General features: G+C 75.5%; 13 protein-coding genes. 10 read left to right on the top strand and 3 right to left on the bottom strand.

Annotated elements, in window-relative coordinates:
* Positions 1 to 20: 20 nt before the first annotated feature.
* The gene (locus tag AB0I89_RS03910) at positions 21 to 422 is read left to right on the top strand and encodes a ChaB family protein (protein WP_357119731.1); all 402 of its coding nucleotides are present in this window, start codon (positions 21 to 23) and stop codon (positions 420 to 422) included.
* A 66-nt stretch (positions 423 to 488) separates the two neighbouring features.
* On the opposite strand, the gene AB0I89_RS03905 is transcribed toward AB0I89_RS03910, so the two are convergent.
* Complete coding sequence (locus AB0I89_RS03905) at positions 489 to 1,922, bottom strand: aldehyde dehydrogenase family protein (protein ID WP_357119728.1); 1,434 nt, start codon at positions 1,920 to 1,922, stop codon at positions 489 to 491.
* A 72-nt stretch (positions 1,923 to 1,994) separates the two neighbouring features.
* On the opposite strand from AB0I89_RS03905, the gene AB0I89_RS03900 reads away from it, so the two are divergent.
* Entirely contained in the window at positions 1,995 to 3,605 is a 1,611-nt protein-coding gene (locus AB0I89_RS03900; protein ID WP_357119725.1) for an NAD(P)/FAD-dependent oxidoreductase, read from the top strand.
* Between the two features lie 110 nt (positions 3,606 to 3,715).
* On the opposite strand, the gene AB0I89_RS03895 is transcribed toward AB0I89_RS03900, so the two are convergent.
* Together AB0I89_RS03895 and AB0I89_RS03890 are read right to left on the bottom strand one after the other, a co-directional pair.
* Positions 3,716 to 4,483, bottom strand: coding sequence for a polyprenol monophosphomannose synthase (locus AB0I89_RS03895; protein WP_355053415.1), 768 nt, complete (start codon positions 4,481 to 4,483; stop codon positions 3,716 to 3,718).
* Between the two features lie 141 nt (positions 4,484 to 4,624).
* Positions 4,625 to 5,071: an SRPBCC family protein gene (locus tag AB0I89_RS03890; RefSeq protein WP_357119722.1), complete on the bottom strand. Its 447-nt coding sequence runs from the start codon at positions 5,069 to 5,071 to the stop codon at positions 4,625 to 4,627.
* Between the two features lie 200 nt (positions 5,072 to 5,271).
* Here AB0I89_RS03890 and AB0I89_RS03885 point away from each other — a divergent pair, with 200 nt between their 5' ends.
* Genes AB0I89_RS03885 through AB0I89_RS03850 form a run of 8 tightly spaced genes read left to right on the top strand, consistent with a single transcriptional unit; the run spans position 5,272 to position 13,887 of the window.
* Positions 5,272 to 6,900, top strand: a complete 1,629-nt coding sequence (locus tag AB0I89_RS03885; protein ID WP_357119719.1) for an HAD-IIIA family hydrolase — start codon at positions 5,272 to 5,274, stop codon at positions 6,898 to 6,900.
* Positions 6,897 to 7,871, top strand: coding sequence for a glycosyltransferase (locus AB0I89_RS03880; protein WP_357119716.1), 975 nt, complete (start codon positions 6,897 to 6,899; stop codon positions 7,869 to 7,871). Before AB0I89_RS03885 ends, AB0I89_RS03880 begins: the two co-directional genes overlap by 4 nt.
* Entirely contained in the window at positions 7,856 to 9,073 is a 1,218-nt protein-coding gene (locus AB0I89_RS03875) for a glycosyltransferase (protein ID WP_357119713.1), read from the top strand. Before AB0I89_RS03880 ends, AB0I89_RS03875 begins: the two co-directional genes overlap by 16 nt.
* Complete coding sequence (locus AB0I89_RS03870; protein WP_357120756.1) at positions 9,070 to 9,753, top strand: SIS domain-containing protein; 684 nt, start codon at positions 9,070 to 9,072, stop codon at positions 9,751 to 9,753. Before AB0I89_RS03875 ends, AB0I89_RS03870 begins: the two co-directional genes overlap by 4 nt.
* A 16-nt stretch (positions 9,754 to 9,769) precedes the next feature.
* Positions 9,770 to 11,272: a PfkB family carbohydrate kinase gene (locus tag AB0I89_RS03865; RefSeq protein ID WP_357119710.1), complete on the top strand. Its 1,503-nt coding sequence runs from the start codon at positions 9,770 to 9,772 to the stop codon at positions 11,270 to 11,272.
* On the top strand, positions 11,269 to 11,970 hold the full coding sequence (locus tag AB0I89_RS03860) for an SDR family oxidoreductase (RefSeq protein WP_357119707.1): 702 nt from the start codon (positions 11,269 to 11,271) through the stop codon (positions 11,968 to 11,970). The genes AB0I89_RS03865 and AB0I89_RS03860 overlap by 4 nt, the downstream gene beginning before the upstream one ends.
* On the top strand, positions 11,967 to 12,920 hold the full coding sequence (locus AB0I89_RS03855; protein WP_357120753.1) for a glycosyltransferase family 9 protein: 954 nt from the start codon (positions 11,967 to 11,969) through the stop codon (positions 12,918 to 12,920). Before AB0I89_RS03860 ends, AB0I89_RS03855 begins: the two co-directional genes overlap by 4 nt.
* Positions 12,904 to 13,887, top strand: a complete 984-nt coding sequence (locus tag AB0I89_RS03850; RefSeq protein WP_357119704.1) for a DNA topoisomerase IB — start codon at positions 12,904 to 12,906, stop codon at positions 13,885 to 13,887. The genes AB0I89_RS03855 and AB0I89_RS03850 overlap by 17 nt, the downstream gene beginning before the upstream one ends.
* Positions 13,888 to 14,053: the final 166 nt, after the last annotated feature.

Raw genomic sequence — 14,053 nt, 5'->3', positions numbered from 1 at the left:
CGATGCATCAGGAGGACGAGATGCCCGCGCGCGAGGACATGCCCAGCACGCTGCGACGCTCCTCGGACAAGGCGCAGCGCACCTGGGAGAAGACCCACGACTCGGCGGTGGAGACCTACGGCGAGGGCGAGCGGTCGCACCGTACCGCCTTCGCGGCGGTGAAGCACCAGTTCGAGAAGGTGGGCGACCACTGGGAGCCCAAGGGTCGTAAGGGCCCGAGCGACCGCCAGGCCGCCGGTGGAGGCCCCGAGCGGCGTGCCCCCACCGCCGGTGGGGTGGACGCCAACGCCAGCAAGGACCACCTGATGTCGGTGGCCCGCAAGCTGGACGTGCCGGGCCGGTCCAGCATGACCAAGTCGGAGCTGGTCACGGCCATCGAGAAGGCCAACGACCGGGCGACCCGCAAGGCTCGCGGCGACTGACCCACGCGCAGCGTGGCACGGGGCGGACGCGCCACCCCTGCGTCCGCCCCGTGCCGCTTTGACCGCTCACCACCGCCCGCCGCCGGGCGCCTCGATGTGCACCGCCTTCGTGGCCGTGAACTCGTCCAGCAGCTCCGGGCCGTAGCCGAAGCCCTGCCCGCTGGACCGGCGCGGATGCGCGGCTCCGCCCGGCGCCCCACCGAACACCGCGTTGACCTTCACGGTGCCCACCGGCAGCTCCCGCCAGGCCCGCTGCGCGTGGCTCATCGACGCGGTCAGCACCGTGGCCGCCAGCCCGTACGGGGAGTCCGCCGCACAGGTCAGCGCCTCGTCGAACGAATCGACCACCACCACCGGGGCGACCGGCCCGAACGTCTCCTCGCGTACCAACGCCATGTCGTGCCGGCAGTCGGCGACCACGGTGGCCGGGTAGTACGCGCCCGGTCCGTCCGGCAGCTCCCCGCCGGTGCGTACCCGCGCGCCGGCCGCCACCGCCGCCGTCACCTGTCCGTGCACGTGGTCGCGGTGCCGCCGGTCGACGAGCGGGCCCAACTCGGTGCCCGGGTCGCGCCCCGGCCCGACCCGCAACGCGTCGGCCCGGCGCACCAGCGCCGCCACGAAGTCGTCGGCCAGGTCGCGATGTACGTAGATCCGCTCCACCGCGACGCAGATCTGCCCGGCGTTGGCGAACGCGCCGAGCGCGGCCTGTTCCGCCGCCCACTCGGGGTCGACACCCGCGTCGACGATGAGCGGGTCGCTGCCGCCGTTCTCCAGCAGCACCTTCGCGCCGGTGCCGGCAGCGGCGGCGGCGATCTTGCGCCCGGTGGCGGTGGACCCGACGTGCGCGATCACGTCCACGTCCTGCGCGGCCAGCGCCGCGCCGACCTCCGGGCCGCCGGTGAGCAGGGACAGCACGCCCGCCGGCAACGCCCCGTCCAGGGCCCGGGCCAGCAGCCAACCCGTCGCGGGCGTCCGCTCGCTCGGCTTGTAGAGCACCACGTTGCCGGTGACCAGGGCCGCGCCGAGCAGCCCGCACGAGACCGCCACCGGGTCGTTCCAGGGGGTGATCGCGGCGACCACGCCGCGCGGCTGTGGAGTCATGAAGTCCACCGCGTCGGTCGCGCCGTGCAACGTCCGTCCGCCGCGCAGCGGCGCGAGTTCCGCGTACTGTCGCAGGGTGCCGATGCCCGCCTCGACGCCGCCGCGGGCGTCCGCGAGTGGCTTGCCCATCTCCGCGGTGACCGCCGCCGCCAGCTCGTCGGTGAGCGCCGCGACCGCGTCCGCGGCCCGGTGCAGGGTCGCCGCCCGCTCGGCCGGCGCGGTCGCCGCCCACTCGTCGGCCGCCTCGCGTGCCGCCTGGGCCGCCTTGCCGACCTCGTCGGCCGTGGCGACCGGCGCCGAGGTGACCGGTTCGCCGTCCGCCGGATCACACACGACCAGCTCGCCGCCGGACCCGCCCGCGCCCCACACCCCGCCCACCAGCTGCGCAACCGTGTACATGCGGCGCTGGATGCCCGGGTCCCGGCGAGACAAACGCGTTTCGCCCGGTTGCGCCCCGGGTAGGCGGGTCGGATGACTACCACCGGCGCGCAGGGCGCGGACGCCGTCGTCATCGGCGCCGGGCACAACGGCCTGGTCGCGGCGAACCTGCTGGCCGACGCCGGGTGGGACGTGGTCGTGCTGGAAGCGACCGCCGTACCCGGCGGCGCCGTCCAGTCGGCCGAGGTGACCGCGCCGGGCTATCTGAGCGACCTCTACAGCTCGTTCTACCCCCTCGGGTACGCCTCGCCCGTGCTCAACGGCCTCGACCTGGGCCGCCACGGGTTGTCCTGGCGGCACGCCCCGGACGTACTGGCGCACCTGCTGCCCGACGGGCGGGCCGCGGTGATCAACCGGGACCCGGACGCCACGGCCGCCTCGTTGGAACAGTTCGCCCCCGGGGACGGGAAGCGCTGGCTGAACGCGTACACGGACTGGCTCGAGGTGGCCGAGCCGATGTTGACCGCGATCACCACGCCGTTCCCGCCGGTACGCGGCGGACTGGGTCTGCTGCGCCGGCTGCGGGTCGCGGGAGCGCTGCGGCTGGCCCGCCGACTCGTGGTGCCGGTGCGCAAACTCGGCGACGAGCTGTTCGACGGCGAGGGGGGCCCGGCGCTGCTCGCCGGATGCGCCCTGCACACCGACCTGTCCCCCGAGGAGGCCGGCTCCGGCGTGTACGGCTGGCTGCTGGCCATGCTCGGCCAGCAGGTCGGCTGGCCGGTGCCCGACGGCGGCGCGCGGCGGATCACCGACGCGTTGGTGGACCGCCTCGCCGAACGCGGCGGCCGCATCCTGTACGGCGCGCGCGTCGACCGGGTGCTCACCGCGCGCGGCCGGGCGATGGGCGTACGCACCGAGGGCGGCACGCTGTGGCGGGCCCGGCGGGCGGTCCTCGCCGACGTGCCGGCGCCCGCCCTCTACCTCGACCTCGTCGGTGCGGCGGTCCTGCCGTCGCGGCTCGTGGAGGACCTGGCGCACTTCCGGTGGGACGGCTCGACGCTGAAGGTGGACTGGGCGCTCTCCGCCCCCGTCCCGTGGACCAACCGGGCGATCGCCGGGGCCGGCACGGTGCACCTCGGCGCGGACCTCGACGGGCTGACCCGCTACGCCGGCGAGCTGGCCCGGGGTGAACTGCCCCGCGACCCGTTCCTGCTGGTCGGGCAGATGTCCGTGGCCGACCCCAGCCACTCGCCGCCGGGCACCGAGTCGCTCTGGTCGTACACCCACCTGCCGTTCCGGCGGAACTGGCGGGCCGAGGACATCGCCGAACACGTGCAGCGTATGGAGGACGTGCTCGAAGCGGCGGCCCCGGGTTTCCGGCAGCTCATCGTGGGCCGGCACGTGGCCGGACCGGCCGACCTGGAGAAGGGCGATCCGAGCCTGGTCGGTGGCGCGCTGGGCGGGGGCACCGCCGCCGCGTACCAACAGTTGTTCCTGCGCCCGATCCCCGGCCTGGGCCGCGCGGACACCCCGGTGGACCGGCTCTTCCTGGCCAGTTCGTCGGCGCACCCGGGCGGTGGGGTGCACGGCGCGCCGGGCGCGAACGCGGCCCGCGCGGCCCTGGCCCGCGACCGCGCCCTAACCGGCACCGCCTACAAGGCGGCCGTAACCACAGCCCACCGAGCGATCTACCCCCCCACCTGACGCGGTGATCAAGAGGTTTGCGTCACCGGCGGGCCGGATTCTGACGCAAACCTCTTGATCGACGCGGGGGGAGGGAGGGGAGAGGGGGAGGGGGAGGGGGTTAGGGGGGGTCAGGGGGTGATGTTGCGGTGCTTGCTGCGTAGGCGGAACGGCATCAGGGCGCTCTCGACCTTGGTCGCGGTGGTCATCTTGGAGACGCCGTCACGCCGCTCCTCGAAGCGGATCGGGACCTCCAGGATGGTGTGCCCCAGCTTGGTGGCCAGGTAGTGCATCTCCACCTGGAAGCTGTAGCCGTTGGACTGCACCCGGTGCAGGCCGATGTCCTTCAGCGCGTCGGCCCGCCAGATCTTGAAGCCGGCGGTCAGGTCGCGGATGCGCACCCGCAGCAGCGTGTGCACGTAGAGGTTCGCCCAGCCGCTGAGCGCGCGGCGGTACAGCGGCCAGTTCTCGTCCAGCTCGCCGCCCGGCACGTACCGGGAACCGATCACCACGCCCGCCTGGGTGGAGAGCAGCGCGCCCAGCATCCCGGGCAGCGCCTCCGGCGGGTGCGACAGGTCGGCGTCCATCTGCGCCACGAACTCGGCCCCGCCCTCGAGCGCCCGGGTCATCCCGTCGACGTACGCCCGACCCAGGCCCTCCTTGCCGGCCCGGTGCATCACCTCGATCCGCTCCGGGTACTCGATGGCCAGCTTGTCGGCCACCTCGCCGGTGCCATCGGGGGAGTTGTCGTCGGCGACGAGGATGCGCAGCCCCGGCAGCGGCAGCGCGAGCAGCCGCTCGACCAGCGCCGGCAGGTTGCCCGCCTCGTTGTAGGTGGGCACGACGACTGTCAGGTGTACGTCTCGCCACGGCGACGGCAGCTGGACGGGCTCGATCATGTCGGACATCCTCGGTTTGCGGACACGGCTACCCCAGAGGGTAGCCAGTTGCCCGACCCGGATTGAAAAGGCTCCCCGTGGGTCCGGCCCCCCGCAGGTGGCGGCGCGCTCAGCGCGGGCGGCGGCGCACCACCGTCCGCGTCACTGCGGGCCCCTCTGCCGGGTGGCGATGTCGGAGAGCCGGGCCAGCGTCTCCCGGTTGCGCAGGTGCAGCACGAGGTCGTTGGCCTTGTTCCGGACCCAGCGCAGCGGACCGGCCGCGAAGTCCTCACCGAGCCGGACGCGGGTGGCGCTCCCGTCGACCGGTTCCAGGGTGAACGCGACGATCGCCTCCCCGGCCGGCCACAGCCCGGCGCGCAGCACCAGCCGGTGCGGCGGCTCGCACACCAGCACCGTCGAGGCGTCCTGCAACGAGAACGGCCACGGGCCGGCCCGGTGGTGCAGTTGGCTGCCCACCCGGGGCCACGCGTCGTCCACGTCGCGCACGTGCGCCGTACCGACCACCCAGTCGCTGTACGTCCACCCGTCGGCCAGCACGTCGAACACCTGCTGCGGGGGAGCGTCGATCACTTTCTCCACTATCGCCACTGGACTCCCATACCCCTGCGGTGACGGAGGCTAACGAGCCGGCGGGTTAGCTTCTTCCGGGCGGCGGGTAAGGCCGACCGGGGCACCGCCGGTGGCGTTGGCCCACGGCGCCGACGACGACGTTTACTCCTTCGGGCGCCGGGAACCCGCCGGCTGTGCGACAGGACCAGGAGGATCCGTATCAGCGCAGGTCAGCCCGGGTGTACGCCGGTGCTGGCCGGGTTGGTCGCGGGCCTGCCGCACCGCACGGTGGCGTCCTGTACGACGCGGTGCTGCTCGACCGCGACGGCACCCTGATCGAGGACGTGCCGTACAACGGCGACCCGGAGAAGGTACGCCCGCTGCCGGGCGTCCGCGCGGCGCTGGACCGACTGCGGGCCGCCGGTCTGCGCCTCGCGGTGGTGACCAACCAGTCCGGCCTGGCCCGGGGCTACTTCGACGAGGCGCAGATGCGGGCGGTACACGCCCGCGTCGAGGAGCTGCTGGGCGGCTTCGACGCCTGGCTGGTCTGCCCGCACGACGACGCCGACGGCTGCGACTGCCGCAAGCCGTCGCCCGGCCTGGTGCACGCCGCCGCCCGGCAGTTGGGCACGAGCGCGTCGCGCTGCGTGCTGGTGGGCGACATCGGCCGTGACGTGGGCGCGGCGCTGGCCGCCGGAGCGGCCGGGGTGCTGGTGCCCACGCCGGTGACCCGCCCGGAGGAGATCGCCGCCGCCGGCTGGGTGGCGCCGGACCTGCCGTCCGCGGTCGACGAGATCCTGCGCCGCCAGCGGGCCATGCAGCCCGCGCGAACCGCCGACGCAGTGGGCACCGCGCTGGTGGTGCGCTCCGACTCGGCCGGGGACGTGCTCGTCACCGGGCCGGCGATCCGGGCCGTCGCGGCCGGCGCGCGACGGGTGGTGCTGCTCTGCGGACCACGTGGGCGTGCCGCCGCCGAGCTGCTGCCCGGCGTCGACGAGATCATCGAGCACCCACTGCCGTGGATCGACCCCGCGCCGACGCCCGTCGACCCGGACGACATGCGACGCCTGACCGCCCGGCTCGCCGCCGTCGGCGCGGACGAGGCGGTGGTGTTCACCTCGTTCCACCAGTCGGCCCTGCCGCTGGCGTTGCTGCTGCGGATGGCCGGGATCACCCGGATCGCCGCGATCAGCGACGACTACCCGGGCGCGCTGGTGGACATCCGCCACCGGGTGCCGGCGGGTGTCCCCGAACCCGAGCGGGCGCTCTCCCTCGCCGCCGCGGCCGGTCACCGGTTGCCGGCCGGCGACGAACCCGTGCTGCGGCTCCGCGACGACGCCGTGGCGTCCCGCCCGGCCGCTGTCGGTGACCCCGGCTACGTGGTGCTGCACCCGGGCTCGGCCGCGTCGAGCCGGGCCTGCCCGACCGAGCTGGCCGCCCGCATCGCCGGGGCGCTCAGCGCGGCCGGGCATCGCGTGCTGGTCACCGGCGGGCCCGACGAGCGGACGGTGACCGCCCGGGTCGCGGCGGCGGGCGGCACCGACCTGGGCGGTACGACCGACCTGGCCGGACTGGCCGCGCTCGTCGCCGACGCCGCCGCCGTGGTGGTCGGCAACACCGGGCCCGCGCACCTGGCCGCTGCCGCCGGCGTACCGGTGGTGAGCCTGTTCGCGCCGACCGTCCCCTTCGGGCAGTGGGGTCCTTACCGGGTGCCCACTGTCCGGCTCGGCGACGCGAGCGCGCCCTGCCGTGACACCCGGGCGGCGGCCTGCCCGGTCCCCGGCCACCCGTGCCTGAGCGGCGTCGACCCGGCCGAGGTGGTCGAGGCGGTACGGACCCTGACCGCCAGCGGTGGTGGCGTCCGATGAACATCCTGCTCTGGCACGTGCACGGCTCCTGGACGACGTCCTTCGTGCACGGCAGTCACCGCTACCTGATCCCCACCACGCCCGACCGGGGTCCGTACGGCCTCGGCCGGGCGCGGACGTATCCGTGGCCGGACAGCGCCGTCGAGGTGGCCCCCGACGACCTGCCGGACGCCGACGTCGACGTGGTCGTCCTGCAACGCCCCGAGGAGATCGACCTGGCCGAGCAGTGGCTGGGCCGGCGTCCGGGTCGCGACCTGCCCGCCATCTACGTGGAGCACAACACGCCCAAGGGCGACGTCCCCAACACCCGGCACCCGATGGCCGACCGTGATGACCTGCTCGTCGCCCACGTCACCGGGTTCAACCAGATCTTCTGGGACACCGGCGCGACCCGCACCGGCGTCGTCGACCACGGCATCGTCGCGCCGGCCGTGTCGTACACGGGCGAACTCGACCGGCTCGCCGTCGTGATCAACGAGCCGGTGCGGCGGGGACGGGTCACCGGCACCGACCTGCTGCCGCAGTTCGCCGAGATCGCGCCCCTGGACGTGTTCGGCATGGGCGTCGCGGGCCTCGCCGACCACCTCGGACTGCCCGCCGACCGGCTCACCAGCCACGACGACGTCCCGCAGGACCGGATGCACGCCGAACTGGCCCGCCGGCGGGCGTACCTGCACCTGTGCCGCTGGACCAGCCTGGGGCTCAGCCTCATCGAGGCGATGGCGATCGGCATGCCGGTCGTCGCGCTCGCCACCACCGAGGCGGTCACCGCCGTGCCCCCGGAGGCGGGGGCCCTCGCCACCCGGATGGACGTCCTGCTCGACGCCGCCCGCCGGTTCATCGCCGAGCCGGCGGCCGCACGCCAGGCCGGCGTGGCGGCCCAGGCCGCCGCGCGCGACAGGTACGGCCTCGACCGTTTCCTCGCTGACTGGGACCGGCTGCTGGAGGAGGAAGTATGCGGATCGCGATGATCTCGGAGCACGCCAGCCCGCTCGCCATCCTCGGAGGGGAGGACGCCGGCGGCCAGAACACGCACGTGGCCGAGTTGTCCGCCGCGCTCGTCGCCGCCGGGCACGACGTACGGGTCTACACCCGCCGCGACGCCCTCGACCTGCCGGTGACCGTCCGCGCCCCGGACGGGTACGACGTGGTGCACGTGCCCGCCGGCCCGGCCGAGCCGCTCGCGAAGGACGCGCTGCTGCCGCACATGCGCGAGTTCAGCCGGTGGCTCGTCGAGCGGTGGCGGGGCGGGGACTGGACACCCGAGGTGATCCACGCGCACTTCTGGATGAGCGGCCTCGCCGCGTTGACCGCCGGCCGGCAGGCCGGCGTGCCGGTGGTGCAGACGTACCACGCGCTGGGCACGGTCAAGCGCCGCCACCAGGGCGTGCAGGACACCAGCCCGGCCCGGCGCATCGCCTACGAGCGGGAGCTGGGCCGCTCGGTGGACCGGGTGGTCGCCCAGTGCCGCGACGAGGTCGGCGAGCTGGTCCGGATGGGGGTGCCCCGGAACCGCATGGTGGTCGTGCCCTCCGGCGTCAACCTCGCCTCGTTCGCCCCGCTCGGGCCGGCCGCCGACCGGGAGCCGGGCCGCGCCCGCATCCTCACCGTGGGCCGGCTGGTCGAGCGCAAGGGCTTCCAGACGGTCGTCCGCGCGATGGCGCTGGTGCCCGACGCGGAGTGCGTCGTGGTGGGCGGGCCGCCCGAGGGGCTGCTGGAGACCGACCCGTACGCCCGGCGGCTGCGGGCCCTCGCCGAGTCGTGCGGGGTCGCCGACCGGGTGCACCTGGTCGGCGCGGTGCCCCGCGAGGAGATGGGCCGCTGGTACCGCTCCGCGGACCTGCTGGTCGCCGCCCCCTGGTACGAGCCGTTCGGCCTGACCCCGCTGGAGGCGATGGCGTGCGGCGTGCCGGTCGTCGGCACCGCCGTGGGCGGCATCCGCGACACCGTCGTCGACGGTACGACCGGTGACCTCGTGCCGGCCCGCGACCCCAACGCCCTCGCCGCCGCGATCCGGGGACTGCTCGACGACCGGATCCGCCGCTTCCGGTACGCCACGGCGGCCCGCGAGCGGGCCCGGTCGCGCTACTCGTGGGAGGCCACCGCCGAACGCCTCGCCGAGGTCTACAACGAGGTCGCCGCCGTACGCCGGCCGACCCGGGTGGTGGCCTGATGCCGGCGGTCAGCCCGCTCGAGGAGCACCTGACCAACCTCGCCGCCGCACTGGACCCGTACCGCCGGTGTGAACCGCAGTTGGCGCGCTGGGGCGGGCACCTGGCGCACCGGCTGGCCGGCGGCGGACGACTGCTCGTCGCCGGCAACGGCGGCAGCGCCGCCGAGGCCCAGCACCTCACCGCCGAGCTGGTGGGCAAGCTGCGGGACGACCGCCAGCCCCTGTCGGCGATCGCCCTGCACGCCGAGACCAGCGCGGTGACCGCCATCGCCAACGACTACGGCTACGCCGACGTCTACGCCCGTCAGGTCCGCGCCCACGGCCGACCCGGCGACGTGCTGCTGCTGCTCAGCACCAGCGGCGTCAGCGGCAACCTGCTCAGCGCCGCGCACGCGGCGCGCGACGCCGGGCTCACCTCCTGGGCGCTCACCGGACCCGCGCCCAATCCCCTCGCGGACGCCTGCGACGAGGCGCTCGCCGTGTCGTCGGCCGACACCCAGGTCGTCCAGGAGCTGCATCTCGTCACCAGTCACCTGATCTGCGAGTACCTCGAGAAGGAACTGCCCGCGGCGCTGGCCGCCGTGGAGCCCGCGACGACCGGTCGGCTCGCGTCCGAGCCGGTACGCACCGGGGTCGAGGTCGTGCTCGACGGCCCGACCGCACAGCAGATCGACGCGTGAGCATGAGGAGGTAGGCGTGAGGGGACCCGTGGTGGTCGTCGGGGACACCCTGCTCGACCGGGACGTGGAAGGGGTGGTGAACCGCCTCTGCCCGGACTCCCCGGTGCCGGTGCTCGACGAGACCTCGGCCGTCGACCGGCCCGGCGGCGCGGGCCTCGCGGCGGTCTTCGCCGCCGCGCAGGGCGCCGACGTGGTGCTGGTCACCGCGCTCGCCGACGACGCCGGGGGCGCGCGGCTCAGCGCGCTGCTGGCCGCCGCCGGCGTGCGGGTCTACCCGCTGGCCCTCGCCGGCGCGACGCCGGAGAAGATCCGGCTGCGGGCCCGGGGTCGGGTGCTGCTGCGCCACGACCGGGGCGGTCCCTCCGGTGAGCCGGGCCAGCCCTCCGACGAGGTGCTGCGGGTGCTCGCCGCCGCGTCAGCGGTGCTGGTCAGCGACTACGGCCGGGGCGTCGCCCGCCAGCCCGCGCTGCGCGCCGCGCTGGCCGCCACCCGCGCGCCGGTCGTCTGGGACCCGCACCCGCGCGGGCCGGCCGCGGTACCCGGCGTGCACCTGGCCACGCCGAACGAGTCGGAGGTGCGCGAACTGGTCCCGACACTGCCCGGCGCGTCCCGGATCGCCGCCGCCTCCCAGGGTGCGCAGGGGCTGCGTCGCCGGTGGCGGGCGGGCGCGGTCGCGGTGACGTTGGGCGGGGACGGCGCGTTGCTCTGCCACGCCGGGTCGACGCCGCTGGTGGTGCCCACATCGGGCAGCGCCGAGGGCGACACCTGCGGGGCGGGCGACCGCTTCGCCGCCGCCGCGAGCCTCGCGCTGGCCCAGGGCGCGCTCGTCTCCGAGGCGGTGCAGGCGGCCGTCGCCGAGGCCGCCACGTACGTGGCGGGTGGGGGAGTGGCCACGGCCCTGCCGCCCCCCACCGACGTGGTGAGCGTGCGCGGCGCCCGCCGGCCCGGCGTCGGCGCCGAGCGGGTGGGTGTCGCGGCGGTCGCCGCACTCCTTTCCGAGGTGCGCAGCGCGGGCGGCACGGTGGTGGCCACCGGAGGCTGCTTCGATCTGTTGCACGCCGGGCACCTGGCCACCCTGCAGGCCGCCCGGCAGCTCGGCGACTGCCTGATCGTCTGCGTGAACTCCGACGCCAGCGTCGCCGGGTTGAAGGGGCCGCAGCGACCCGTGCTGCCCGAGGGCGACCGCGCCCGGCTGCTGGCCGCTCTGAGCTGCGTCGACGCCGTCCTCGTCTTCGACGAGCCGACGCCCGAGGCGGTGCTGTCCTGGGTACGCCCGGACGTCTGGGTCAAGGGCGGCGACTACGCGAGCGGTGTCGGCGACGAGGCCACGCTGCCCGAGGCGGAAGTGCTGCGTCGGTGGGGCGGGAACACGGTGGTGGTGCCGTACCTGGACGGCCGCTCCACCAGCGACCTCATCGCGCGCGCCGCCGCCGGACCGGCCCTCGGCACCGACAGCGGGCCGCCACAGCCGGTCGGCATCGCCGTCCCGGTCACGACTACAGGGGAGCGGAACCGATGACCGCCACACGACCCGACGCCGGACCCGCCGTCCTGGTCACCGGCGGTTCCAGCGGGCTCGGCGCGGCGGTGGTCGCGGCGGTGGCCGCCGCCGGTGGCCGTCCACTCGTGCTGGACCGGCAGCCGCCGGTCGACGGCGTGGACTGGACCGAGTGCGACCTCGCCGACACCCGCGCCGCCGAGGTGGCCACCCGGCACCTCGCCGAGCAGGCCGGTGGCCTGGACGCCGTGGTGACGGCCGCCGGTGTGGACGTGCCGGGCCGGCTCGCCGACGTGCCGGGGGAGACGTGGGACCGGATCGTCATGGTGGACCTGCTGGCCACGGCCGCGGTGATCCGGGCCGCGCTCCCGTTCCTGCAGACCTCCGCCGGGCGGATCGTCACGGTCGCCTCGACCCTGGGCGTGAAGGCGGTCAGCGACGCCACCGCGTACTGCGCGGCGAAGTTCGGCGTCGTCGGGTTCACCCGTGCGCTGGCCGCCGAGCTGGCCGGTCAGGTCGGTGTCACCCTGCTCATCCCCGGTGGCATGCGCACCGCGTTCTTCGACGAACGCGATCCGCAGTACAGGCCGGGTCCGGACGCCATCCTCAACGACCCCGCCGACACGGCCGCGGCGATCATGTTCGCGCTCCAACAGCCACCCGGCTGCGCGGTGCGGGAGATGGTGGTGTGCGCCGAGCAGGAGACGTCGTACCCGTGATCCTCGTGCTGCGCGCCCTCGGCGTCGGCGACCTGGTCACCGCGGTGCCCGCGCTGCGGGCGCTGCGGGCCGCGTACCCGGATCACGAGCTCGCGCTCGCCGCTCCCGGCGGCCTGGCCCCGCTGGTCGACCTGGTCGGCGGCGTCGACGAGCTGGTGGACACCACCGGGCTGGACGGGCCGCTGCGGCCGGGCCGTGCGCCGGAGATCGCGGTGAACCTGCACGGGCGTGGGCCGCAGTCGCACCGACTGCTGGCCGCCGCCCGTCCCGGGCGGCTCGTCGCCTTCGCCAACGCCGACGCCGGGTTCGGCGACGGTCCGCGCTGGCGCGACGACGAGCACGAGGTGGACCGTTGGTGCCGGCTGCTCTCCTGGTACGACATCCCGGCCGACCGCCGTGACCTGGGCCTGCGCCGGCCCGACCCGGCCGGCCTGCCGGTCGGCGCGACCCTGCTGCATCCGGGCAGCAACGTCCCCGCCAAGCGGTGGCCGGCCGAGCGGTTCGCGGCGTTGGCCCGGACGCTGCGGGAGCGGGGGCACCGCGTGCTGGTCACCGGCTCGGCCGACGAACGAGGGTTGGCCGAGCGGGTGGCCGAGGCGTCCGGTCTGCCGCCGGCCGCCGTGCTGGCGGGCCGGACCGACCTCGGCGCGCTGGCCGCGCTGGTCGCCGACGCGCGGCTGGTGGTCAGCGGGGACACCGGTGTGGCGCACCTGGCGACCGCGTACGGGACCGCCTCGGTGGTGCTCTTCGGCCCGGTGCCCCCGGCGGCGTGGGGGCCGCCGCCGGACCGGCCCCGCCACCGGGCGCTCTGGGCCGGCGAGGGGGATTGGCCCAGGTGGGACGGGGTAGGAACCCACCCGACACTGACGGCTCTGCCGCTGGACGAGGTGCTGGCTGCGGTGAACGAGGTGGAGAGAGCGGTGCGGGTCTCCGGTGCGGTTACGGCGTAGCGACCCGGCTCGGCCCGGCTACGGGCGACGCCGGCGCGGCAAGGGCTGGACCTTCGTCGATCCCAGCGGCGCCGTCGTGCGCGATCCGGCCATCCGGGCGCGGCTGAACGACCTGGTGATCCCGCCGGCCTGGCAGGACGTGTGGATCGCGCCGCACGCGAACGGACACATCCTGGCCACCGGCGTCGACGCGGCCGGACGCAAGCAGTACCTCTACCACCCGGTGTGGCGGGAGAAGCAGGACGCGGCGAAGTTCGACCACATGCTGGAGGTGGCCCGACGGCTGCCGACGTTGCGCGAGCGGGTGGGGCAGGACCTCGTCGGGCGGGGACTGAACCGCGATCGGGTGCTGGCCACCGTGGCCCGCCTGCTCGACATGGGGATGTTCCGGGTCGGCAGTGACCAGTACGCGGCCGGTGACGATCCGACGTTCGGGGTGTCGACCCTGCGCCCGGAGCACGCGCGACGCCGGGGCGACTGCGTGGTCTTCGAGTTCCCCGCCAAGGGCGGTATCGAGCAGGTGCGCCGGATCGAGGACCCACAGCTGTGCGAGGTGCTGGTCAACCTGCGTCGGCGTCGCCGCAGGGCGGACCGGCTGTTCGGCTACTGGGACGGCCTCCAGTGGCGGGACGTGCGCAGCGACGAGGTCAACGGCTACCTGCGCGACGCCAGCGGCGGCGAGATGACCGCCAAGGACTTCCGCACCTGGCACGCCACGGTGCGCGCGGCGGCGGAGTTGGCCGCCGCCGACCCGGCCCGCTCGGTCACCGCCCGGCGCAGGGCGGTGGCCGCGGTGATGCGGGCGGTGGCGGAGCTGCTGGGCAACACCCCGACCGTGGCGCGCACGTCCTACGTGGACCCGCGGGTCGTCGACCTCTACCACGACGGGGTGGTGGTGCCGGTCGACCCGAGCGCCCCCCGCGAGGAGATCGAGCGGGTCGTGTTGGAGCTGCTGGAGAAGGCCTGACCGGCCCCGCCGACGATCCTGGGGGGGGAAGCGACGGGGCCGGAGCCTCGGCCGGGGGCGACACCGGGCGGCCGCCCGCCGCGCGCCACGGCGGGCGCCTCGCCACGGCCCCCGTTCGCGGCCAATGCGGGCCCCGGGGTACGCGGGCGCCGCCTCTGCCGCGTCG

The organism is Micromonospora sp. NPDC049801 (genome assembly GCF_040656575.1).
GTDB lineage: Bacteria > Actinomycetota > Actinomycetes > Mycobacteriales > Micromonosporaceae > Micromonospora.
This window is presented reverse-complemented; position numbering and strand designations above follow the sequence as displayed.